This window comes from Embleya sp. L77 (assembly GCF_055557415.1).
In genome coordinates, this window is sequence record NZ_CM145709.1 from 3,967,266 (window position 1) to 3,990,570 (window position 23,305).

Annotated in this window: 18 protein-coding genes and 3 pseudogenes; 8 read left to right on the forward strand and 13 right to left on the reverse strand. The window is 72.7% G+C overall.

Translation table 11 applies throughout. The features are described 5' to 3' along the window. Nucleotides 1-122 precede the first annotated feature (122 nt). Both ACZOOI_RS16995 and larE read left to right on the forward strand, forming a co-directional pair. Nucleotides 123-710 (forward strand): annotated as a pseudogene (locus ACZOOI_RS16995) (HAD family hydrolase); the annotation flags it as partial. 60 nt (nucleotides 711-770) lie between these two features. Next, nucleotides 771-1,547 (forward strand): annotated as a pseudogene (gene larE / locus ACZOOI_RS17000) (ATP-dependent sacrificial sulfur transferase LarE); the annotation flags it as partial. A gap of 58 nt (nucleotides 1,548-1,605) precedes the next feature. Here larE and ACZOOI_RS17005 read toward each other — a convergent pair. Beyond that, nucleotides 1,606-1,842: a hypothetical protein gene (locus ACZOOI_RS17005; RefSeq protein WP_465276667.1), complete on the reverse strand. Its 237-nt coding sequence runs from the start codon at nucleotides 1,840-1,842 to the stop codon at nucleotides 1,606-1,608. Between the two features lie 203 nt (nucleotides 1,843-2,045). On the opposite strand from ACZOOI_RS17005, the gene ACZOOI_RS17010 reads away from it, so the two are divergent. Continuing rightward, entirely contained in the window at nucleotides 2,046-2,429 is a 384-nt protein-coding gene (locus ACZOOI_RS17010) for a cold-shock protein (protein WP_391586603.1), read from the forward strand. A 236-nt stretch (nucleotides 2,430-2,665) separates the two neighbouring features. On the opposite strand, the gene ACZOOI_RS17015 is transcribed toward ACZOOI_RS17010, so the two are convergent. The 4 genes from ACZOOI_RS17015 to ACZOOI_RS17030 are packed head-to-tail and all read right to left on the reverse strand — an operon-like array spanning nucleotide 2,666 to nucleotide 6,181. Continuing rightward, nucleotides 2,666-3,502, reverse strand: a complete 837-nt coding sequence (locus ACZOOI_RS17015) for a 1,4-dihydroxy-6-naphthoate synthase (RefSeq protein ID WP_465276668.1) — start codon at nucleotides 3,500-3,502, stop codon at nucleotides 2,666-2,668. Then, entirely contained in the window at nucleotides 3,499-4,149 is a 651-nt protein-coding gene (locus ACZOOI_RS17020; RefSeq protein WP_465276669.1) for a futalosine hydrolase, read from the reverse strand. Before ACZOOI_RS17020 ends, ACZOOI_RS17015 begins: the two co-directional genes overlap by 4 nt. A 3-nt stretch (nucleotides 4,150-4,152) precedes the next feature. Beyond that, nucleotides 4,153-4,611, reverse strand: a complete 459-nt coding sequence (locus ACZOOI_RS17025; protein ID WP_465276670.1) for a DUF2771 domain-containing protein — start codon at nucleotides 4,609-4,611, stop codon at nucleotides 4,153-4,155. A gap of 10 nt (nucleotides 4,612-4,621) precedes the next feature. Then, a complete protein-coding gene (locus ACZOOI_RS17030) occupies nucleotides 4,622-6,181 on the reverse strand; it encodes an MFS transporter (protein ID WP_465276671.1) in 1,560 nt (519 codons plus the stop codon). Between the two features lie 134 nt (nucleotides 6,182-6,315). On the opposite strand from ACZOOI_RS17030, the gene ACZOOI_RS17035 reads away from it, so the two are divergent. Beyond that, nucleotides 6,316-7,167 (forward strand): DUF3027 domain-containing protein, encoded by an 852-nt coding sequence (locus tag ACZOOI_RS17035; RefSeq protein ID WP_465281219.1) that lies wholly within the window; start codon nucleotides 6,316-6,318, stop codon nucleotides 7,165-7,167. Nucleotides 7,168-7,340: 173 nt separating this feature from the next. Here ACZOOI_RS17035 and ACZOOI_RS17040 read toward each other — a convergent pair. Continuing rightward, a pseudogene (locus ACZOOI_RS17040) lies at nucleotides 7,341-7,649 on the reverse strand (hypothetical protein); the annotation flags it as partial. Nucleotides 7,650-7,652: 3 nt separating this feature from the next. Between ACZOOI_RS17040 and ACZOOI_RS17045 the strand changes: the two are divergent. Then, entirely contained in the window at nucleotides 7,653-10,727 is a 3,075-nt protein-coding gene (locus ACZOOI_RS17045; RefSeq protein ID WP_465276672.1) for a sacsin N-terminal ATP-binding-like domain-containing protein, read from the forward strand. A 123-nt stretch (nucleotides 10,728-10,850) separates the two neighbouring features. Here ACZOOI_RS17045 and ACZOOI_RS17050 read toward each other — a convergent pair whose 3' ends face one another. Together ACZOOI_RS17050 and ACZOOI_RS17055 are read right to left on the reverse strand one after the other, a co-directional pair. Further along, a complete protein-coding gene (locus ACZOOI_RS17050) occupies nucleotides 10,851-11,282 on the reverse strand; it encodes a PPOX class F420-dependent oxidoreductase (protein WP_465276673.1) in 432 nt (143 codons plus the stop codon). A gap of 30 nt (nucleotides 11,283-11,312) precedes the next feature. Further along, nucleotides 11,313-14,171, reverse strand: coding sequence for an FAD-binding and (Fe-S)-binding domain-containing protein (locus tag ACZOOI_RS17055; protein ID WP_465276674.1), 2,859 nt, complete (start codon nucleotides 14,169-14,171; stop codon nucleotides 11,313-11,315). 215 nt (nucleotides 14,172-14,386) lie between these two features. Between ACZOOI_RS17055 and serC the strand changes: the two genes are divergently transcribed. Next, nucleotides 14,387-15,505 carry a phosphoserine transaminase gene (serC, locus tag ACZOOI_RS17060; protein WP_465276675.1) on the forward strand — a complete coding sequence of 373 codons (1,119 nt, stop codon included), beginning with the start codon at nucleotides 14,387-14,389 and terminating at the stop codon, nucleotides 15,503-15,505. Between the two features lie 186 nt (nucleotides 15,506-15,691). Here serC and ACZOOI_RS17065 read toward each other — a convergent pair whose 3' ends face one another. Continuing rightward, nucleotides 15,692-16,747 (reverse strand): hypothetical protein, encoded by a 1,056-nt coding sequence (locus ACZOOI_RS17065; RefSeq protein ID WP_465276676.1) that lies wholly within the window; start codon nucleotides 16,745-16,747, stop codon nucleotides 15,692-15,694. A gap of 154 nt (nucleotides 16,748-16,901) precedes the next feature. Here ACZOOI_RS17065 and ACZOOI_RS17070 point away from each other — a divergent pair, with 154 nt between their 5' ends. Then, nucleotides 16,902-17,648: a 3-keto-5-aminohexanoate cleavage protein gene (locus ACZOOI_RS17070; RefSeq protein WP_465276677.1), complete on the forward strand. Its 747-nt coding sequence runs from the start codon at nucleotides 16,902-16,904 to the stop codon at nucleotides 17,646-17,648. Nucleotides 17,649-17,893: 245 nt separating this feature from the next. Here ACZOOI_RS17070 and ACZOOI_RS17075 read toward each other — a convergent pair whose 3' ends face one another. From ACZOOI_RS17075 to ACZOOI_RS17090, 4 genes are all read right to left on the reverse strand, one after another. Next, the gene (locus ACZOOI_RS17075; RefSeq protein WP_465276678.1) at nucleotides 17,894-18,694 is read right to left on the reverse strand and encodes a maleylpyruvate isomerase family mycothiol-dependent enzyme; all 801 of its coding nucleotides are present in this window, start codon (nucleotides 18,692-18,694) and stop codon (nucleotides 17,894-17,896) included. A 108-nt stretch (nucleotides 18,695-18,802) separates the two neighbouring features. Continuing rightward, entirely contained in the window at nucleotides 18,803-20,107 is a 1,305-nt protein-coding gene (locus ACZOOI_RS17080) for an MFS transporter (RefSeq protein ID WP_465276679.1), read from the reverse strand. An 85-nt stretch (nucleotides 20,108-20,192) separates the two neighbouring features. Then, nucleotides 20,193-20,594 (reverse strand): MarR family winged helix-turn-helix transcriptional regulator, encoded by a 402-nt coding sequence (locus tag ACZOOI_RS17085; RefSeq protein ID WP_465276680.1) that lies wholly within the window; start codon nucleotides 20,592-20,594, stop codon nucleotides 20,193-20,195. Nucleotides 20,595-20,788: 194 nt separating this feature from the next. Beyond that, a complete protein-coding gene (locus ACZOOI_RS17090; protein ID WP_465276681.1) occupies nucleotides 20,789-22,243 on the reverse strand; it encodes an NCS2 family permease in 1,455 nt (484 codons plus the stop codon). A 179-nt stretch (nucleotides 22,244-22,422) separates the two neighbouring features. Between ACZOOI_RS17090 and ACZOOI_RS17095 the strand changes: the two genes are divergently transcribed. Further along, nucleotides 22,423-23,250, forward strand: a complete 828-nt coding sequence (locus ACZOOI_RS17095) for a hypothetical protein (RefSeq protein WP_465276682.1) — start codon at nucleotides 22,423-22,425, stop codon at nucleotides 23,248-23,250. Nucleotides 23,251-23,305 lie beyond the last annotated feature (55 nt).

Sequence of the window (23,305 nt, forward strand, 5' to 3'; positions counted from 1 at the left end):
CCGATGCGCCCTTGACACGAATACGCCGAAAGGATCAAGGAGTTCGCAGTTCACGGCATTGCCCGCATGCGGACATCGGCCCGCAACGCACCGCGTCGTAGGCTGAACGGGTGAATGCCCTCATGGTTGGTTTCGACCTGGATATGACGCTTGTCGATTCCCGTCCCGGCATCGGGGCGGCCTGGGCCGTGCTCGCCGAGGAGACCGGCGTCCCGATCGACATCGCCCTGGTCGTCTCCCGACTGGGGCCGCCGCTGGAGACCGAGGTCGCGAACTGGTTCCCGGCCACCGACATCACCGCCGTGGCGGCGCGCTATCGCGAGCTGTATCCGGAGCATGCCGTGCTCGGCACGGACGTGCTGCCCGGTGCCCGCGAGGCGCTCGCCGCGGTGCATCGACACGGTGGGCGCACGATGGTGGTGACCGGCAAGCACGAGCCCAACGCGCGCCTGCACCTGGACCATCTGGACCTGGCCGTGGACCACCTGGTCGGCGACCTGTGGGGCGAGCAGAAGGGCGCGGCGCTGCGCGCGGCGGGGGCGAGCGTGTATGTCGGCGACCATCTCGGCGACCTGATCGGGGCCCGCGCGGCGGGCGCGATCGCGGTCGGGGTGGCCACCGGTCCGATCTCGGCCGAGGACCTGCGCGCGGCCGGCGCCGACGTCGTACTCGCCGATCTGACCGAATTTCCCGCGTGGTTGGACGCGCACGTCGCCGATCTGCGGCTGGCGGACCTGCGCGAGCGGCTGCGCGGCCTGGGCAGCGTCGCGGTCGCCTTCTCCGGCGGTGCGGACTCGGCCTTCCTGCTGGCCGCGGCGGTACGCACGCTGGGTGCGGCCGACGTGCTCGCGCTGACCACCGAGTCGCCGAGCCTGCCGGCCGCCGAACGCGACGCCGCGCGGGCCTTCGCGGCGGACCTGGGCGTGCGTCACGAACTGGTGCCCAGCGACGAGATGGCTCGCGAGGGGTATCGCGCGAACAACGGCGATCGGTGCCGGTTCTGCAAGACGGAGTTGATGGCCGTGCTCGGGCCGGTGGCGCGCGCGGCGGGGATGACCCATCTGGCCACCGGCACCAACGCGGACGACGCACGGGTGGGCTTTCGGCCGGGGATCGCCGCGGCGGCCGAGGCGGGGGCGGTCACCCCGCTGTTGGACGCGGGTCTGACCAAGGCTCAGGTGCGGGCGATCAGCCGAACCTGGGGGCTGCCGACCTGGGACAAGCCGGCCGCGGCGTGCCTGTCCAGCCGGGTCGCCTTCGGGGTGGCGATCACGCCGGCCCGACTGGCCCGGGTGGAGCGGGCCGAGACCGCGTTGCGTGCGGTCCTGGCCCGGGACGGGATCCCGGTCCGCAACCTGCGCGTGCGCGACCTGGGGCAGTCCGCGCGCATCGAGGTGGACGCCGCGCTCAGCGCCGCGGTGGACGGCCACGCGGCGGCCCTGGCGGCGGTCCGCGAGGCCGGCTTCGAAAGCGTCGAGGTGGACCCGCTCGGCTACCGCGAGGGCGCGATGAACGAACTCCTGGCCGACCCGGAGCCGTACCGCTAGGGCTGGGGCCTGTCCTCGATCCCGCGTCGTGGTGCTCGGCGTGGGAGCGGACGCGGCGTCAGATGGTCTTCGGCACCGGGCGACGCCTGCTGCGGGCCGATTTGACCAGGCCGGCGGCGGCCACCGCGAAGCCGACCGGCATCAGCGCACTGACCAGATAGACCGCCGTCGGCAGCGCGTCGGCGCCGATCAGCAGCGGTGTGACGGTGGCGAGTGTGGCGATGGTTCCGAGGGCGAAGAGCACCGCGCCGATGCGGACGAGCCGATCGCCGGGGCCTGCGGATGCGTTGTACACACGCCCAGGGTAGATGCCCCGATCCGGCCCCGATGCGCCCGGGGCGGGATCCCCATGTCCGGCCGAGAACGCGACCATTAGCCTGGACGAGTGAACGGGGTCACTACGCGTTCCTGTTCGGATTCGATGTGTGCGCCCCGCCCAGCCTGGTAAATGCTCGTAAAAGTCCCGACGAAGCCGTCCCGACACGATCGAGGTCTCCCGTGCCCACCGGCAAGGTCAAGTGGTTCGACACCGAGAAGGGCTTCGGGTTTTTGTCCCGGGACGACGGAGGCGACGTGTTCGTACACGCGTCGGCACTGCCGCAGGGCCTGGACACGCTCAAGCCGGGCACCCGGGTCGAGTTCGGCATCGTCGAGGGGCGACGGGGCGAACAGGCCCTCTCGCTCCGGGTCATGGACCCGCGTCCCTCCGTCGTCGCCGCGAGCCGCAAGAAGCCCGACGAGATGAGTTCGATCATCCAGGACCTGCTCAAGGTCCTCGAAGGCGTCGACAAGACGCTCGAACGCGGCCGCTACCCCGACAAGCGCGCGACCACGAAGGTCGCCGAGCTCCTGCGCGCGGTCGCCGACGAACTGGACACGTGACGCACTCGTTCGCGTGGCGTCGGTGCGCTTGGCCTGGCGGCCTGCGCGGTGTCCTCAAACGCCGGACGGGCTGATTTTGTCCTCAAGCGCCGGACGGGCTGAGTTTGTCCTCAAGTACCGGACGGGCTGAGTTTGTCCTCAGGCGCCGGACGGCTGAGTTTGTTCTCAAGCGCCGGACGGGCTGATTTCGGTGGACCTTGGTGGTCTTCCGATGTTGGTGCTTCACCCGTCCGGCGCTAGGGGAGTTGCAGGGCGCCGGGGGGGATTGGCGGGACCAGGCCCTCGGTGGCGGCTCGGGTGAGCAGGTGGGTCACTGCCGCGTGGCCTGCCTCGCCCAGGTCGCGGGTGAACTCGTTGACGTACAGGGCGATGTGCCGGTCGGCGACGGCCGGGTCCATCTCCTGGGCGTGTTCGAGGACGTAGGCGCGCGACGCGGCCGGGTTCGCCCAGGCGTGCTCGACGGACGCGCGTGCCGCCGCGGCCAGGGCGGGCAGGTCCAGCGATCGTTTGGCGATGATCGCGCCGAGCGGGATCGGCAGGCCGGTGTCCGACTCCCACCAGTCGCCCATGTCGGCCAGGCAGGTCAGTCCGTAGCGCTGGTAGGTGAAGCGGGCCTCGTGGATCACCAGGCCCGCGTCCACGACGCCGTCGCGCACCGCGGGCATGATCTCGTCGAACGGCAACACCCGGATCTCGCCCACGCCGCCGGGCACGTTGCGCGCCGCCCACAGCCGGAACAGCAGGTAGGCGGTGGAGCGTTCGCCGGGCACCGCGACCACCTTGCCGGCCAGCGCCGCGGGCGTGCTCGCGCCCAGGCTCAGCACGAGCGGGCCGCAGCCGCGGCCGAGCGCGCCGCCGCAGGGCAGCAGCGCGTACTCGTCCAGAACCCACGGCAGCGCCGCGTAGGAGACCTTCAGCAGGTCCAGTTCGCCGCGCTCGGCCAGGCCGTTGGTGATGTCGATGTCGGCGTAGCGCACCTGTACGGGCGGCGCGTCCGCGAGCAGGCCGTGCGTCCACGCGTGGAAGACGAACGTGTCGTTCGGGCACGGCGAGTAGGCCAGCGACAGGGTCATCGGGTCGGGCTCCCTTCGAGCGCGGCGAAGGCCGAGGCGAGTGCTCGCAGCGCGTCGGGGATGCGCCACGCCGCGCGGTCGCGCGGGCCCACGGCGTTGGAGATGGTGCGCAGTTCGAGCATCGGCACGCCGAACGCGGCGGCGGCGGTGGCCACTCCGAAGCCCTCCATGCCCTCGACCGCGGCACCCGGGTGCCACCCGGCCAACTCGGCGGCGCGCGCGGCGGTGCCGGTCACGGTGGAGACGGTGAGCGCCGGACCGGTGGCGAGTGCAAGGCCCGCCGCCCGCAGGGCGTCACCCACCCGGGCGACCAGTTGCGGGTCGGCGTCGAACGCGCTCGTCCCGAAGCCCAGTTCCTCGATCGGCACGAACCCGTCGGCGGTCTGCGCACCCAGGTCGGCGGCCACCACGCGGGTGGCCAGCACCGTCGAGCCGACCGGCGCCGAGCCCGGAAAGCCGCCGCCGATACCGGCGTTGATCACCAAATCGTAGGCACTCCGGGCGAGCGCCGCAGCGGTTCCGGCGGCGGCCGCGGCCGGCCCCGCGCCGACCGCGAGCACGTCCGGGCCGGGAGTCCGCCACGAACGCGCACCGCCGAGCACGGCATCGCGTTCGGCGGCCACGGCGGTGATCACCAGGATGGGCAAGAGCTACTTCTTCTTGACCTTGAACGCCCAGATGCCCCGGTAGCCCTGCTCGCCGGTCGGCTGCACGACCTGGACCAGGATCGGCTCGTCGTCCTTCTGCCCCGCCCCGTACTTCAGCCGAATGTCGGAGTAGTACGTGGTCTTGATCATGGACTGGGTCTGCGGCTTGCCGTCGAACAGGAGCAGCCAACCGGCGTCGGCGATCTTCTTGTCCACGCCGACCGAGAAGCTGCCGCCCTCGTCGACCGAGATGGTCTTGAGCTTCGTCTTGTTCAGGCAGTCCGACACCTTCGCGTCGTCGATCGCGCCGTCGTCCTTGTAGCACTCGGCCTCGGAGTGGACCGACGTACTCCCGGTGACCAGGGTCACCAAGGGGGTGGGCTTGTCGATGTTGCAACCCGTCAGGGCGAGCGCGCCCAGGACGGCGGCGCCGGCGAGCGCGGCAGGGCGGCGAGTCTTCATGATCGGAAGATTACCGGGCGGCCCGCAGCCGGATGCCGGGGGACCGCTTGCGACGCGCTCGGCGAGTCGTCAGCTTGCGACCGACGACCACCAGCGCCAGCGTGAGCACGCCGGCCGCCACGCTCATCCCCAGCGTGCCGTTCAGCGGCAGGGCGATGCCGATGCCGCCGCCGATCACCCATGCCACCTGGAGTGCGGTCTCGGTGCGGGCGAACGCGGAGGTGCGCACCTCCTCGGGGATGTCCCGCTGGATCATCGCGTCCAGGGACAACTTGCCCAGCGCCTGGGCGAGACCGGCGACCGCGGCCACCGCGAGCACGGTGACCAGGCTGTACATCACCGCCGCCCAGGCCGCGCAGGACGCGGACACCAGCAGCACGCCGACGATGATCGCCTCCGGCGCACGGGACTTGAGCCAGGCCCCGAGCCCGGTGCCGACCGCGTTGCCGACCGCGGCGGCGACCACCACCGCGATGGTGGCCTGGGTCGCGGACAGGTCGGCCACCGGGTGTTGTCGCATCAGGAAGCCGAGGAACATGATCAGGAAGCCGGAGAAGCCGCGCATCGCCGCGTTCGCCCACAGTGCCTGGACCACGGACGGGCCCACGCTGCGCAGCCGCCGCGAGGTCTTGACTCGGGGCGGCCTGCGACCGGGCTCGGGCACGCCGGCCCTGCCCGCGACCGTCTCCTCGGCCCTCGGCTCGGGCAGTGTCTCGGTCGTGTCCCCGTCCCGGCCGGGCCGCAGCTTGGTCAGCGACACCTTGCGCTTGTGTTCGACGCCGGGCGCCTCGGCGGTGAAGGAGGCCAGGTCCTCGCCCTCGGCCGAGTCGACCTTGGCGGGCAGCGTGAGGGCCAGGATCGCGCCCAAGGTGAACACGACACACGCGCCGTACAGGATCCCGGGCGTGCCGAACGCGTACTTCAGACCACCCGCGACCGGTGCCGCGCCCATCGTGCCGATCAGGCCGAACAGGGTGATCCGCGAGTTCGCCTTGACCAGCGAGACCGAGCGCGGCTGGAGCCGGGGCACCACCGCGCTGCGGCTGACCCCGTACACCTTGGAGGAGACCAGGACGCCGAAGGCCGCCGGATACAGCTCCAGCCCGCCGTTGTTCACCGAGCCGGCCATCAGCCAACACAGCCCGACCCGGACCAGCATCGCCACCGCCATCGCGTAGCGGCGACCGCGGCGCATCCGGTCCAGGATCGGACCCATCACCGGGGCGAGCAGTGCGAACGGCGCGAGCGTGATCAACAGGTACATCGCGACCCGGTCGCGCGCCTCGCCGGTGGGCACCGAGAAGAACACGGTCGTGGCCAGGGCCATGGTCACCAGCGCGTCGCCCGCGTTGTTGATCAGATGCAGCTCGATCAGTTTGGCGAGGCCGCTTTCTCCGGCCCCCTTGGCCCGGGCCGCGCCGCGTAGTTTGCCGAAGCCGCCGGTGAACAGTCCGCCGAACCAGCCCAGCGCGCGACGCGCCGGACCCCGGTTCTTGGCGTACGACCCACGGGTCGAGCCCGGCGCACGAATGGTGCGCCGTGATGCGGTGGTGGTCTTGGAGGCTGCCACGCCGGGATCCTGCCCTCGCTCCCTTGGTTGATGCGGTCGCGACACGCCAGGAAGGGCTCGCTCCGCGCGCCCGTTCGGGAATCGGACGCGTTTTGAGGGTATCGGCGGTGGAGACCTTCGACGCGTGAGAGAGAATCACTCTCGTGAGTGCCGCGACCCGTAGTCGAACCCCGGACCGCCTCTGCGCCGAGGCGGTTGATCTTGCCTTCGCTGCCGCCGAGGAAGCCGCAGGTCAGGACTCCGTCGGCGAGCATCTGGGTGTTCAGGTGGATGGTGATCGCCTGGTCACCCACCTGTTCGCGTGCCGCGAGTCCGCCTACCACGGCTGGCGGTGGGCGGTGACCGTTGCCCGCGCGCCCCGCGCCAAGCTGGTGACCGTGGACGAAACCGTCCTCGTCCCGGGACCCGAGGCGCTGCTCGCGCCTGCCTGGGTGCCATGGAACGAGCGCCTTCGTCCCGGCGACCTCGGCGTGGGCGACCTGTTGCCCACCGACGCCGACGACCCCCGTCTCGAATTCGGTTACACCGGAGCGGACGAGACAGAGGAGGAACTGACCGAACCGATCGCGTTCGGTCCCAAGGCGGTCGCGTACGAACTGGGGCAGGGGCGCGCGCGCGTCCTGTCGCCGGTCGGCCGCGATCTGGCCGCAGATCGCTGGGACGAGCAGTTCGGCCGGGCCACACCCATGGCCCAGGCCGCCCCGGCGCACTGCACGAGTTGTGGATTCCTGGTCAAGGTCGGCGGCCCGCTCGGGCAGGCGTTCGGAGTGTGCGCCAACGAGTACTCGCCCGCCGACGGCCGGATGGTCTCGCTCGCCTACGGCTGCGGTGGCCACTCGGAAGCGGCGGTCATGCCCGCCGCGACGCCCGCCGCCGAGCTGTCCCTGGACGAGTACCGGATCGAGACCGTGCGGATCCGCCCGGTCGAGAGCCCGGTGGACGAGGACGGCATGGAGCCCGGCGAGGACCAACTGGGCCACTCCTGATCGATCCCGAGCACGTGTGCGCGACCTCGCGCGACACGCCCGACGTCCTCGACCCCTACCCGACCGACATGCCGAAGCCGCCACCGATCCGGTGGCGGCTTCGGGTCGTTTCGGGTTCGCGTCAGCGGGCCGTGCCGCTGGGCGCCCGTCGCCGGGCGCGCCTTGTCCGCGATCACGGCGTTGCGACTGTGCACGACGATCGCCGGGTCCGCGTCGTCGTGCCAGGCGGCGTCCGCGCCGCCCCACCGGATCTGCGTGCGAGAGGTAGCCACGTCGTCTCCCCTTCCGTAGCCGGGCGGGGTTTCCCCAGCCGTGTGTCCGCTCCCGCGTCCTCGGGTCTCGCCAGGGAATCGGGGGTAGTTGTTGGTGTGGGTTTCGCGTGAGTTGATCCACCGCCGTCCACACGGTGGGATCACCGGGAAGCCGTGTGCCCGGAAACGCAATAGGGTTCCGGCCACATCCGCGAACGAGGGACGGCGCACGGCATGGGCATCGAGGACCGCTTTGGCACCGCTTCGCTTCGGCGAGCCGTACTGGACGCGTGGGCCGCGTCGCCCGCGCGTTTCCGGGAGGACGCGAACGCCGAGGAGGAACTCGCCCTCGGCGGCTACCGCGACCGCCTGGTGGTCGAACTCGCGCAGAACGCCGCCGACGCGGCGGCCCGGGCGGGCGTGCCGGGCCGGCTGCGGCTGACCCTGCGCGACGGCGTCCTGGTCGCGGCGAACACCGGCGACCCGCTGCACGCGCAGGGCGTCGAGGCGCTGTCCACGCTGCGGGCCTCCGCCAAGCGCGACGACGGGCCCGAGGCGGTCGGCCGGTTCGGGGTCGGCTTCGCCGCGGTGCTCGCGGTCACCGACGAGCCCTGCGTGCTCTCGCGCACCGGCGGGGTGCGCTGGTCCCTCCAGGAGGCCCGCGACCTGGTCGCCGACGCGGCCCACGCCAACGCCGGGCTGACCGACGAACTGGCCCGGCGCGACGGCGGTGTGCCGGTGCTGCGGCTGCCGATGCCGGCCGAGGGCACCCCGCCGGAGGACTACGACACCTGCGTCGTGCTGCCGCTGCGCGACGGCGCCGCGGCGGACCTGGCCGGCCGGCTGCTCGCCGAGATCGACGACGCGCTGCTGCTCACCCTGCGCCGGATCGCCGAGATCGTGATCGAGACCCCGGACGGCGTGCGCACGCTGACCTGCCGGGCCGACGGCGGTGCCCTCGTGGTGGCCGACAACGGCGTGGAGACCCGCTGGCGGGTCGGCGAGGACGGCGGCGCGCTGGAGCCCGAGCTGCTCGCCGACCGGCCCATCGAGGAGCGCCGCCGGGCCGCGTGGTCGGTGTTGTGGGCGGTCCCGCTGGACGCCGCCGACCAGCCGCACCGGCCGAGCGTACGGGCCGTGGTGCACGCCCCCACACCCACGGACGAGCCGCTCGGGCTGCCCGCGCTGCTCGTCGCCTCCTTCCCGCTCGACCCGACCCGCCGGCACACCGCGCCCGGCCCGCTGCGCGACTTCCTGATCGAGCGCGCCGCGGAGACCTACGCCACGCTGCTGGGCACCTGGCCGACCACGACCACCGGCATCCTGAGCCTGGTGCCCGGACCGACCGCCGAGGGCGAACTGGACGGGCTGTTGCGACACCGGGTGCTGAGCCGGCTCGCCGACACCGCGTTCCTGCCCGCCGCCGCGCCCGCGTCCGAGGCCGAGCCGGACGACCCGGACGCGCTGCTGCTCGACCGCGGCACCGCCGCGCGCGACCGCGACCTGCTGCGCCCGCGCGACGCGGTGCTGATCGAGACCGCGAGCCCGGGCCTGGTCGACGCGCTCGCGCCGGTGGTGGCCGGCCTGCTGCCCGCCGGGCTGGACCGCAGTGCGGCGCTGCGGGTGCTGGGGGTGCGCCGGCTGCCGCTGGCCGAGGTGGTCGACCAGTTGGCCGGCATGGACCGGGACCCGGCCTGGTGGCGGGCCCTGTACGACGCGTTCGACCCGGCGGCCCGGGACGCGCTGGGCGCCCTGCCGGTGCCGCTGGCGGACGGCCGGATCGTGCGCGGGCCGCGCGGGATCCTGCTGCCCTGTCCGGACAGCCCCGACCTGGCCGCGCTCGACGTGCTCCGGCTGCGGGTGGCCCACCCGGAGGCGACCCACCCGCTCCTGGAACGGCTGGGCGCGGTCCGGGCCACCCCGCGCGCGGTGCTCGCGGACCCGGCGGTGCGGGCGGCGGTCGCCGAGAGCGAGGACGGCGACGACATCGCCGAGGCGATCCTGGAACTGGTCCGGGCCGCCCGGATCGGCCCCGGTGACGAGCCCTGGCTGTCCGCGCTGCTGCTGCCGGACGTGGACGGCGACGCGGTCCCGGCCGGCGAACTGATGCTGCCCGGCAGCCGGATCGCCGCGGTGGTCGAGCCGGACGCGCTCGGCATCGTCTACCCGGACCTGGTCGAGCGCTGGGGCGAGGATGTGCTGGAGGCGGTCGGCGTGCTCGGCACCTTCGGCCTGGTCCAGGAGGACGACGTGGTCCTGGACCACGACGGCTGCGACCACGATCTGGACGCCGAGGACGACTGGCTGGACGACGTGCTCGACCACATGCCCGACCAGGGCGTGCCGCCGGTGCTGGCGACCTTCGTCGCGGTGCGCGACCTGGACCTGGTCGCGGACGACGCGTGGGACGAGGCACTGGAGGTGATCGCCACGCCGCCGCTGCGCACCGCGGTGATCGAGCCGGCGCACGCCCTGCTCCCGGACGGCGGCACCGCCCGGGTGCCCTCGTACACGGCCTGGTGGCTGCGCGGGCACCCGGTGCTGGACGGCCGGCGGCCGGCGGGTCTGCTCGCCGCCGACGGGGACCGGCTGCTGCACGGGCTCTACGACGAGGTGCGGGCGAGCCTGGACCCGGTCTTCCTGACCGCCCTGGGCGTGCGTACGACGCTCCCGGCGCTGCTGGCCGACCCGGACGGCCCGGACGAACTCCTGGAGCGCCTGGCGGACCCGGAGCGGCCCGTGACGCGCGACCAGCTGCGGGCGCTGTACACCGCGCTTGCCGACGTCGCACCGGAGCGGTTGTCCGCGCCGACCGAACTGCGCGGCGTTTCGGGCGGCCGGATGACCGTGGCCGACGTGGCGGACGCGCTGGTGGGCGACGCGCCGGACCTGGCGGCGCTGGTCGCCGACGACGCGGCGCACGTGGTGTTGCCGGTGCGCCCGGACCGCGCGGAGGCGCTGGCCGACCTGCTCGATGTACCGCTGCTGTCCGAGACGATCCCGGGCAAGGTGCTCTCCGAGGGCACGCCGCACGAGGTGCCGGCCGACGTGCTGGCCGCGATGCCGGACGCGCCGAAGGAGTACTTCGAGCACGAGGAGCTGATCGTCTCCGGTCCGAACGGGACCGAACTCGACGCGGACTGGCGCTACATCGACGGCCAGGTGCACGCCACCACGTTCGAGGGCGTCGCCCGCGGCCTGGCCTGGGCGGCAGGCGAGTGGCACCGCCGCTTCGAGGTGGAACAACTCCTCACCCACCCGGAGAACGCGGACCACTTCGCGACGGAACGCGACTTCGACGGGGTGTGAGACCGGCGAGCCGCCCGGTCCGAGGCGGACTCGGGCGGCTCGCCGGCCTCCGGTCCCACGCCGGGGACGCGCAGGTGCGACGAGCACGAGCGGGCCGCGGCACCGGGTCCGCCCGTCGCGTCCTCAGCGCAGGTCGGCGCCGTACACGTGGTCGACCGTCATCGTCATCAGCACCCGGCGATCGCTCACCATCGCCGCGCGGTATTCGGCCCAGTCCGGGTGCTCCCCGGCGGCGCGCCGGTAGTAGGCGACCAACGCCTCGACCTCCGGGCCGTCGGGGTCGGTGCCCGGACCGGTCAGGGTCACCGTGCCCTCGGCGGTGGCCCAGGAGCGGCCGTCGGGGCCGGTCACCTCCAGCGCGGCGCGGGGGTCGCGGCGCAGGTTCGCCGTCTTGGCGCGGCCCTGGGTCATCGAGACGTACAGGACACCCGCCTCGGGGTCGTAGTACGGCATCACGGGGGAAAGCTGGGGGCGGCCGTCCGACTTGATCGTGGCCAGGACGCCGAGCCGGCTCTTCGCGAGCAGCGTGTGCGGGTTGAACGGTGTGTCGGTCATATCCGGAGCCAATCCCCGATCGCCCGCCCGCTATTCCCCGCCGCGCGCACCCGGGTGACCGGGCCGCCCGGGCAATTCGGCGGCCAGGAGTTCGGCCAGGTGGACCGGGCGGTGATCGCTCACGTGGGTGATCTGGGTGCGGCAGCTGAAACCGTCGGCCAGCGTCACCGCGTCCGGCCCGGCGGCCTCCAGCGCCGGCAGCAGCCGGTCCGCGGCGACCGCGCGCGACAACTCGCCGTGCGCCGCCTCGTAGCCGAAGTTGCCGGCCAACCCGCAGCAGCCGCCCGCGAGTTCGCCGGTCAGCCCGGCCCGGGTGCGCAACCGGCGGTCGGCCGCGTCGCCCAGGACCGCATGCTGGTGGCAGTGCAGTTGGCCGGTCACCTCACGATCGAGCACCGGCGGCGACCAGTGCGGCGCGTACTCCTCCAGGGCCTGGGCGAACGTCCTGACCGAGTCCGCGAGGCCGTCCGCCGCCCGGCCGAGCAACTCGGGCACGTCGGTGCGCAGCGCCGCCGCGCAGGACGGTTCCAGGCCCACGATCGGCAGCCCGGCCTCGATCGCCGGCCGCAGGGTGCGCACGGTGCGGGTCATCACCCGGCGCGCGATGCCCAGTTGCCCGGTCGAGACCCAGGTCAGGCCGCAACACACCGACCCGGGCGGCACCACCACCTCCAGCCCGGCGGCCTCCAGCACCTCGACCGCCGCCCGACCGACCTCGGGCCGGAACCGGTTGGTGAAGGTGTCCGGCCACAGCACCACCCGACGGCGCGAACCCCCCTCCACACGCGGCCGATCGCGCCACCAGCGGGTGAACGGCTCGGCGGCGAACGGCGGGATCTCCCGGGTGCGATCGAGCCCGGCCAGGCCGAGCGCGGCACGCCGCAGCGCCGGCACCCCCGCCGCCGCCTTGGCCAGCCCCGCCAGGCCCGGCACGGCGCCCACCGCACGGGCCCACAGCGGCAGGTTGCCCAGCGCGTAGTGCGCCGCGGGGCGCAGCCGACCCCGATAGTGGTGGTGCAGGAACTCGGCCTTGTAGGTGGCCATGTCCACGTCCACCGGACAGTCGCTGCGGCAACCCTTGCAGGACAGGCACAGGTCGAGCGCGTCGCGGACCTCGGTGGAGCGCCAGCCGTCGGTGATCACCTCGCCGATCAGCATCTCGTGCAACAGCCGGGCCCGTCCGCGCGTCGAGTGCGCCTCCTCGCCGGTGACCCGGTACGACGGGCACATCACGCCGCCCGAGGAGGTGTCCGCGGACTCGCGGCACTTGCCCACTCCCACGCAGCGCCGCACCGCGGCGGCGAAGTCGCCGCCGTCGGCCGGATAACCGAACTCCACCGGCACGGGCGTGCGCATCCCGGTGAAACGCAGATTGTCGTCCACAGGGTGTGGACGAACCAGGATGCCCGGGTTCAGCAACCCGGCCGGATCCCAGATCGCCTTGAAGGCGCCGAACAGTTCGACGATCTCCGGTCCGTACATCCGGGGCAGGAACTCGGCCCGGGCCTGCCCGTCGCCGTGTTCCCCGGACAGCGAGCCGCCGTGCGCGACCACCAGATCCGCCAGGTCGGACGAGAAGGCCCGAAACGCCGCGACGCCGCGGGCGGTGAGCAGGTCGAAGTCGATCCGGATGTGTACACAGCCCTCGCCGAAGTGGCCGTACGGCAGCCCGCGCAGCTCGTGCCGCGCCATCAGCTCGGCCAACGCGCGCAGGTACGCGCCGAGCCGCTCGGGCGGCACGGCGGTGTCCTCCCAGCCCGGCCACGCCTCCGAGCCGTCCGCCATCCGGGTCGCGGTGCCGGACGCCTCCTCGCGGATCCGCCACAGCGCCCGCTGCCCCGCCGGGTCGGTGACCACCCGCGCCGGTCCGGAGCCGGCCAGCGCGTGTGCCCGCGCCGCCGCCTCGGCGACCGAGTCCCCGCCGACCTCGACGAACAACCAGGCTGCGCCGGGCGGCAGTTCGACGTCGCGTGCGGACGCGGCCAACGCGACCAGGCCCGCGCTCAGGCTCTCCACGGTCAGCGGACCGTGCGGCAGCAGACCCGGCGCCGCATCCGCCGCGGCGAAGTCGTCCGAAAAGCCCAGCACGGCCAGGACGCGGGCCCTGGGCGCCTCGACCAGGCGCAGGCCGGCCCCGAGCACCACGACGCACGTGCCCTCGCTGCCGACCAGGGCCCGGGCCAGGTCGCGCCCGTGCTCGGGCAGCAGCCGGTCCAGGGCGTAGCCGGAGACCCGGCGCGGCAGGGCGGGAAAGCCCCGCCGGATCAGCGCCAGGTTGGCGTCCGCGAGGTCGGCGAGCGCGGCGTGGATCTCGGCGGCGCGGCCCGTCGTGGGCACCGGCTGATCGCGGCCGACCCGCATCCGGGTGCCGTCGACGGTCGCGATGTCGAGCCATTCGACGTTGGCGCTCGTCCGTCCCCACGCGACCGAGTGCGACCCGCACGCGTCGTTGCCGATCATGCCGCCGAGTGTGCAGCGGCTGTGCGTGGACGGGTCCGGGCCGAAGGTGAGTCCGTGCCGGCCGGCCTCCCGGCGCAGGTCGTCGAGCACCACGCCGGGCTCGACGTGCGCGATCCGGGTCGCCGGGTCCACGTGGTGGATCCGGTTCAGGTGCCGGGCCAGGTCGAGCACCACGCCGTTGCCGGTGGCCTGCCCGGCGATGCTGGTGCCGCCGCCGCGCACGGTCACCGGCGCGCCCAGCTCGTGGCACACCGCGAGCGCCGCGAGCACGTCCTCGGCGTCCAGCGGCGCGACCACCCCGGGCGGCACCCGACGGTGGTTGGAGGCGTCCATCGAGTACAGCGCGCGGGCCTGTGGGTCGAACCGGACCTCGCCGCGCACCCGCGCCCGCAGCGCGCCTTCCAGGTCCCCGAGCTGTGCCGTCACCACGTCATCCTCACCGTCGTGCCCCGCCGGCCGAACCGAACACGCCCGCTCGCCGGGCTCCGGACCCGCCCCGTACCGTCCGCCGGGCCGAGCACGAAGCACCGGCCCGGTCACGTTCCGTCCACCCGCCGAGACGCCTTCCGCCACATGCCGGCCACGATCGTCTCATTGTGCGGAATACACATCACCCACGAAACGGACACGACTACGCTCTCCGCGTGGCCGAGATCCAGATTCCCGCAGCGCTCATGCCCGCCGACGGCCGGTTCGGTTCGGGTCCGTCCAAGGTACGTCCCGAGGCGCTCGCCGCCCTCGCGGCGACCGGTACCTCTCTCCTGGGCACCTCCCACCGGCAGGCGCCGGTGAAGAACCTGGTGCGCCGGGTTCGCGAAGGTGTCGGCAGCCTGTTCTCCCTGCCCGAGGGCTACGAGGTGGTCCTGGGCAACGGCGGTGCCACCGCCTTCTGGGACATCGCCGCGTTCGGCCTGGTCGAGCGCAAGTCCCAGCACCTGTCGTTCGGCGAGTTCTCCTCCAAGTTCGCCACGTCGGTCAAGGCCGCGCCGTGGCTGGACGAGCCGACGGTGATCAAGTCGGAGCCCGGCACGCACCCGCTGCCGCAGGCCGAGGCGGGCGTGGACGTGTACGCCCTGACCCACAACGAGACCTCGACCGGTGTCGCGATGCCGATCGCCCGCCCGGCCGGCGGCGACGCGGGTTCGCTGGTGCTGGTCGACGCGACCTCCGCGGCGGGCGGGCTGCCGGTGGACGCGGCCGAGACCGACGTGTACTACTTCGCGCCGCAGAAGAACTTCGCCGCCGACGGCGGTCTGTGGCTCGCCGCGTTCTCGCCCGCCGCGTTGGAGCGGGCGCAGCGGATCGCCGCGTCGGACCGCTACATCCCGCCGTTCTTCGACCTGGCCACCGCGATCGACAACTCGGTCAAGGACCAGACGTACAACACGCCGGCGCTGAGCACGCTGTTCCTGCTCGCCGACCAGCTCGACTGGATCAACGGGCAGGGCGGCCTGGACTGGGCCGTCGCGCGCACCGCCGACTCGTCGAGCCGGCTGTATGGCTGGGCCGAGAAGTCCGCCTACGCGAGCCCGTTCGTGGCCGACCCGGCGGCCCGCTCGCAGGTGGTCGGCACGATCGACTTCGCCGACTCGGTGGACGCGTCCGCGGTGGCCAAGGTGCTGCGCGCGAACGGCGTCGTGGACACCGAGCCCTACCGCAAGCTGGGCCGCAACCAGCTCCGGGTGGCGATGTTCCCGGCCGTCGAGCCGGCCGACGTCGAGGCGCTGACCGCGTGCGTCGACTACGTGATCGAGCAGCTCTGACCCGCGTCCGCAACGCCTGACGGGCCGCCGCTCCGGACCGAACCGGTCTGGGGACGGCGGCCCTTCGGGGAGGGTGCAGCGAAGTGGCCTCGGGACGGCGGCCCTTCGGCACGCGTGCAGCGAACCGGCGCGGGGAAGGCGGCCCTTCGTCACCCGTTGCGGGGTCGTCCGCGGCCCCGTCGTCGGTCAGTTCCGGTTTCGGCCGCCCAGCCGGCGATACGCGAGGAACAGCACCACCAGGCCGGCCACGGCCAGCAGCCCCGGGCCGTAGGTCTTGGCCTTGTCCGTCGTGGACTTGCCGTCGCCGTCGTCACCGGCGGATGTGGTCGGGCCCGTGGAACCGCCGCCGTCCGACCCGGGTCCGGACGTACCGCCGCCGGGCGCGTTGCGCACCAGGTCCGGGCGGTTGTCGCCGTTGAGTTCGACCCGGCGGACCTGGCTGCCCTTGCCCTCGCTGCCGAACAACAACTCCTTGCCGTCCCGGCTCCACGCGACCGACTCGCCCTGGCGCTGGATCGGCACGCCGACCCCGGCCAACTCCTTGCCGGGCGCGGCGAACACGGTGGCGGAGAAGTAGCCGCGCAGCACGAACCGGGAGCCGTCCGGCGCGAACGCGCCGTCGGTCACCGTCGGGCCGCCGGCGGCGATCCGCTTGAACGTGTTGATCCCGGTCGGGGAGAGCTGTTCGGGCTGCTCGTACAGGCCGCCCTCGCCCTCCTTGCTCGCGATGTAGAGCCTGTTCGTGCGCGGGTCCATCAGCAGCGCCTCGGCGTCGCGCGGACCGTTGTCGTACTTCACCCGGAACTTGGTCGCCTTGACCGTCGCGTCGGCGAGCGTCGCGGGTTCGGCGAAGCGGTAGATCCACACCTCGGGCCACTTGCCGTGCAGGTTGTCGCCGATGTCGCCGACGAAGACCGCCGGTTTGCCCGCGTCGTCCTTGCCGATCGTGATCGCTTCCCAGTCCCGGGCGTCCACGCCGGCCAGCGTGATGGTCGCCTTCGTGCTGCCGTCCTTGCCGATCGCGTAGACCTTGGGCGCGTCCGAGCTGTCGTTGTGCGTCCAGTAGACGTCCGGGTGCAGCGCGCTGGCCACCAGGCCGCTGGACTCGGTGATCCGCTCGTCCTTGATGGTGAACAACACGTCCGCATCGGCCACCGCCGACGCCGGTACCGCCACCACCAGGGCCACTGCCGCCGTCAGGGCGCCGAAGCCGCGCATCCGACCCCGTCCCACCCGCTTCACCCGTCCCGTCCTGTCATGGGTCCACCCTGCCGGCCCGACCCCGATCGCCGCCGAGTCGGGGACCACTTTGCGACAGGTCGGCCGAATGCATTGCGGTTTGCCGTGCATCGGGGATGGGATGGGAGTTCGTGGGCGTCGGCATTCGGAGTCTTCCATGACACTGATCAAGGCATGTCTGAACGGCACACGGCGCCCCGAGGAGCACCCGGCGCTCCCGCTGACACCGGCGCAGATCGCCGCGGACAGCCGCGCCGCGGTGGCCGCGGGGGCGTCGATCGTGCACGTGCACCCGCGCGGTCGCGGCGGCCGGGAGAGCCTGGCGCCGGACGTGATCGCGCCGGTGGTCCGGGCGATTCGCGGGGCGGCGCCGGGGGTGCCGATCGGGGTGAGCACGGGCGCCTGGATCGAGCCCGACGCCGCGGCCCGGCTGGCCGCGGTGCGCGCCTGGACGGTGCTGCCCGACCTGGCGTCGGTCAACCTGTCCGAGGAGGGCTCGGTCGACCTCGCGTACGTGCTCGCGCACCTGGGTGTGGGCGTCGAGGCGGGGGTGTGGACCGAGGCGGACGCGGAACTGCTGGTCGAACGGGACCTGGCCGCGGTGTGCACCCGGATCCTGATCGAGGTCGAACGCGCCGATGTGGGGGAGGCGCTGGACGAGGCGGGCCGCATCCTGGCCGTGCTCGACCGGCACGACATCGCGGTGCCGCGCCTGCTGCACGGCGCGAACGAGTCCGCGTGGCCGGTCCTGGACGCGGCCATCGCGGCCGGTCTGGACACCCGGATCGGCCTGGAGGACACCCTGCTGGACCCGGAGGGCCGCCGGGTCCCGGGCAACGCGACGCTGGTGCGGATCGCCAAGGACCGAGCTCTCGCGGCCCGCTCGGCGGGCAATCCGCACTGACCGCACCACGGCGTCCGCGCGCGAATCCGCGCCCTGCCGATCCCGGGTGCCGGGAGTGCGCGATCGTGCGTGCCGGTCCGGGTGCCGCGCCGGTCCTAACGCATCAAGGCGCCGATGATCACGGCGATGAGCAGGAGGGCCAGGGTGGCCGTGACGACGCGGGTTCTGGTGCGGGGATTCACGCCCCAGAGCCTACGCGGCGCGGGCGCGCGGCCGAATCCCGGCCGGGCGCCCGCCCTCGCGGGTCACACCATCGAGGCCGCCAGGCGGCGGCGGAAGGCGGCGAGCACGCTGCGGTCGCCGGTCTGCGAGACGACCGTGCCGGGGCGTCGGCCCCACAGGTAGAGCAGCACGTCGGCGGGCTCGCCGCTGACCGCCGCGTCGGCGAACCCCCGGTCGCGGGACATCGTCACGCCGGAGCGCTGCATGGTCAGCCGCCAGTGGTGCCGGTTGCTGTGCACGCCGATGGTGCGCCCGCTCGCGCCGTCGCGCACGCCACCGTCGTAGTGCGCGGGCAGCAGTACGCCCAGCACCTCGTCGATGCCGTCCAGAGCCTGCTGGGCGTCCAGCGGTCCCGGGGTGCCGACGGCCATCTCGATGTCGGCGCGGTGTACCGCGGCCTCGCGCGCCATCCGACGGACCAGGAAGCCGGCGGTGCCCGGGTCGGGCCCGTCGCCGTCCACGCCGTCCGCGACGCCGGGGTCGAGGGCCTCGCCCTCGATCGGGTCGAGCGGGTCCCGCCGGGCCATTTCGGTCACGAGCGCCGCGTGCGCCCGGTTGTAGGTGTCGAGCAGATCCCCCTTGGCTGTGCTGTTCGTGACCGGGTGCGCACTGCCTGCGACCGGGCGCGCGTTGTGCGCGCCCGGTCGCTGCTCGGGGCGCAGTTGCCCGGCGGCGCCGGTGTACATGAGCACGGAATGTCGTACGACGTCGGCGACCGTCCAACCGGGACAGGACGGTACCGGCGCGTCCATGTCCGTGACGGCCGCCTGGCCCAAGCGGAGACCCTCCGCCTGGAACAGGTGCTGGAACCGCACGTAGTCCATTCGTCGAGGATTCCAGCGTTTCGGGTGACGTGTCGATGGTCTGCGTCACCCCAGGGCGTGAATCCCGCGTCAAGAAAGGGTGCATCGCACACCTGTACTGACGCTGTGTCAGATCTTGACCACGGGATTACCGAACTCCGAGCGTGTCGCCGAGACGGCGGGCGTCGCCGGCCGCATCGCGCGCACCACCGAACCCGGCCGCAGCCGGATCCCGGCGTGCCGGGCGAGCAGCACACCGACCACGAGCGCCGCTGCCAACGAGATCAGGCCGCCCACGAGCAGGCCGGTACGCGGCCCGAAGCTCTCCGCCAGCCACCCCGTCAGCGGGCCGCCCAGCGGGGTGCCGCCCATGAACACGAGCATGTAGATGCCCATCACCCGACCGCGCATCGCCGGGTCGCTCCCGAGCTGCACGGTCGAGTTGGCCGCGGTGTTGAAGGTCAGCCCGGCGATCCCGATCGGCACGAGCAGCAGCGCGAAGCTCCAGTAGCCGGGCATCAGCGCGGCGATCGTCTCCAGCAGCCCGAACACGATCGCGGCGCCGACCAGCACCCGCAGCCGGGTCCGGCCGCGCTTGGCCGCGAACAGGGCACCCGCCAGCGAGCCGACCGCGAACACCGTGTTGAGCAGCCCGAACGAGCCGGGTCCGGCGTGGAAGACGTCGTTGGAGAAGGTCGCGAGGGTGACCGCGAAGTTGTAGCCGAAGGTGCCGATGAAGCCGACCAGGGCGATCGCCACGAGCAGGTCGGGACGGCCGCGCACATAGCGCAGCCCCTCGCGCAGTTGGCCCTTCTCGCGTGCCACCACCGGCATCGTGCGCAGTTCGGACTCGCGCATGGCCAGCAGGCCGAGCAGCACCGCGATGTAGGAGACCGCGTTGACCGCGAACACCCACCCGGTGCCGATCGCGGTGATCAGCAGGCCGCCGACCGCGGGGCCGACGATCCGGGCGAGCTGGAAGTTGGCCGAGTTCAGGCTGACCGCGTTGGCCAGGTCCTTGCGGCCGACCATCTCGATCACGAAGGCCTGCCGTGCGGGGTTGTCCACCGCGGTGGCCATGCCCAGGCCGAACGCCAGCAGCCATACGTGCCACACCTGGACGGCGTCGCTCAACACCAGGACCGCCATCACGGCGGCGAGCAGACCCATCACGGTCTGCGTACCGATCAACAGCAGGCGCTTGCGGTAGCGGTCGGCGATCACGCCGCCCCACAGGCCGAACAGCAGCATGGGCAAAAATTGCAGACCGGTGGTCACCCCGAGCGCGGTCGCGCTGCCGGTGAGCTTGAGCACGAGCCAGTCCTGGGCGATGCGTTGCATCCAGGTGCCGGTGTTCGACACCGTCTGCCCGGCGGCGAACAGCCGAAAGTTGCGGTTTCGTAGTGATGAGAAGGTGCCGGCTGTCGCCGCCACGGGCTCCCCTTTCGTCGTACGGTCGGCCGAGGCCGGATGAACATCCGTCCCCGAACCGAACCGCGACGCGGGCTCTCGCGCCGGCCTAGGCCTGCGCCAGCTTCTCCAGCACCGGCAGGGCCGCGCGCAACGCCTCGTTCTCCTCGGGCGTGAGCCGGGACAGGTGTTCCGCCAGCCAGGCGTTGCCCAGCCTGCGGTTCTCCTCCACCACGGCGGCGGCGGGCTCGGTCGCGGAGACCACGACCTGCCTGCGGTCGTCGGGGTGCGGCTCGCGCCGCACCAGGCCGCGCTCCTCCAGGCCGGCGATCACGCGCGTCATCGACGGCGGCTGCACCTTTTCCTGCCGGGCGAGTTCGCCCGGAGTCATGGCGCCGCGCACGACGAGCACGGTCAGCACCGAGAGCTGGGTGGGGCTCAGCGTCTCGTCGGCCCGCTGGTTGCGCAGGCGACGGGAGAGCTTCAGCACCGAGGCACGGAGGGCAGCCACCGTGGCACGGTCGGGTTCGGACGGGGACACGTTGTTTAGCTTAACTCTTTACTCTCGCTAACTTCCAATGGTTTGCCCGCGGGGGATATTCCCGGGCCCACCGCTGGGCCACCATCGGGCCGGCGACTTCCGCATCCTGGGCCCGATGGTGCTCCGCACCCCCGACCGCGACCCGGTGCCCGACGCTCCCGGCGCTACTTGACGCCCAGCAGCTGCTCGATCGGGTCGATCGCGAAGTGCACCACGAACAGCGCGGACACGATCCACAACAACACCGGGATCTCCCGAGCCTTGCCGACCGCCGTACGCAGCACCACGTACAGGATGAAGCCCGCGCCGATCCCGGTGGTGATGCTGTACGTGAAGGGCATCAGCGCGATCGTCACGAACGCCGGCGCGGCGACCGTCATGTCGTCCCACTCGATGTGCTTGACCTGCGTCATCATCAACGCGCCGACCACGACCAGCGCGGGCGTGGCGGCCTGCGCCGGTACCAGCTTCGCCAGTGGCGTGAACAGCAGCGCGAGTGCGAACAGGCCGCCGGTGACCAGGTTGGCGAGCCCGGTCCGGGCGCCTTCGCCGACGCCCGCCGTGGATTCGACGAAGACCGTGTTGGAGGACGCCGAGGCGCCGCCGCCGGCGATCGCGCCGACCGACTCGACGGTGAGGATGCGGCCCAGGTTGGGCACCTTGCCCTGCTCGTCGAGCAGTCCGGCCTCGCGGCTGACCCCGATGATGGTGCCCATGCCGTCGAAGAAGTTCGACAGCAGCAGCGTGAAGATCAGCAGCGACGCGGTGATGAAGCCGACCCGGCCGAACGCGCCGAACAGGTCCACGTTGCCGATCAGTGCGAAGTCGGGTGTGTCCACGACACCGTTCGCCTCGGGCGCGGTCAGGCCCCAGGTCGCCTTGTCCAGGCCGGCCGCCTGGTGCACGATCACCGCGAGCACGGTCGAGGCGACCATGCCGATCAGGATCGCGCCCGGCACCTTGCGGACGACCAGGACGAACGTGAGCACCAGGCCGAAGCAGAAGACCACGGCCGGCCAGCCCTGGAGCGTGCCGCCACTGCCGAGCGCGACCGGCACGGTGGAGTTCACCTTGTCCGGCACCCGGGTCACCACACCCGCGCTGACCAGGCCGACCAGGGTCACGAACAGGCCGATGCCGACCCCGATCGCCTGCTTGAGCACCAGCGGGATGGCGTTCATGATCGCCTCGCGCAGCCCGGTGGCGGCCAGGATCAACAGGCCGACGCCCTCCAGCACGACCAGGCCCATCGCCTCGTCCCACGTGGTCTGCGGCGCGATCTGGAACGCGACCATCGCATTGATGCCCAGTCCGGCGGCCAGTGCGAGCGGCATGTTGCCGATCAGGCCCATCAGGATGGTCATCACCGCGGCGACCAGCACGGTGGCGGTGACCAGCTGCGGCTGGGAGAGCTGGTTGCCGAACTTGTCGTGCGCCGACCCGAGGATGATCGGGTTCAGCACGATGATGTAGGCCATCGCGAAAAACGTGGCGAGTCCACCGCGTATCTCGCGCAGCGGCGACGAACCGCGCTCGGAGATCTTGAAGAAGCGGTCGAGGCCGCTCCTCGCCGGGGTGGGGACCTCGGGGGTGGTCGCGGCGGCGGCCTGGGGGGACATGCGGAATCCTCGAGGCGCGGGAACGGGTGGTCGAGACACGCACACGGCACGATGGGACGAAGTACCGGGAGACCCTGAAAAGGGTGCCAGACACCACACCGAAAACGGGAACCGGTCCCTGTGTTCGTTCGTCGGGGCGCACGCGGGGCCGGTGCGGACGGCCAAGTAGCCTAGGTTTCGTGAGCAGGCACGGGAGCGGGAAACGACGGCGCACCTCGCCGGATCCGGACGACACGGGCGCACCGCACCCGGACGCGGCCGCGGACCCGGCGTCGGGGCACGTCGAGGACGCGTACGACGCGGGCTCCCCGGGCAGCGGCGAGTACGACGCGAGCCCGTACGGCAGTGGTGAATACGCGGCGTACGGAGCGGAGCCGTATCCGCAGACCGACTACACGCAGACCGACCATGCGCAGGGGGACCACGCGCAGACCGACTACGCGCAGGCGGACCACGAGCCGACGCAGTACTCGCAGGAGGCATACGAGCCGGCCCGGTACGAGCCCGCCGAGTTCGAGTCCGGCGGCTACGCGGCCCATCCGGTGCCCGGCGGGGTCGAGTCATACCCGTCCGAGCCGCCTCCCGCGACGGGCTACGGCGCGAGTGCCTACGACCCGGCCACCGATCCGGCGCTCATGGGTGGGACCGCCGAATTCGCCGCCGTCGTCGACGAGCCGGCCGAAGCCGCCGAGCATCGACCCGCCGAGCATCGACCCGCCGAGCGCCGGTCCGCCGAGAGCCGATCCACCGAGCGGCGACCCGCCGAGACCCGCGACGCGGACACCGGCATGCGCCCCGCGCCGCCTCCGCACGAGGGCAACATCATCAGGCTCGTCGCCGTCGGCAGCCTGATCTGGTTCGCGCTGTTCGTGCTCGCGTGGTTCATGCGCGACACGCTCGCGGACGACGACCGGGGCTGGTGGCCGTGGTGTGCGCTGGCCGGGTCGGGCCTCGGGCTGTTCGGGCTCTGGTACTGCCGCCGACTGCAAAGCGACGACGAGGACTGAGCCGGGCGGCGGCCACTCGGTGCGAGCAATCCTCGCGACTGATGGCAAATAGCCA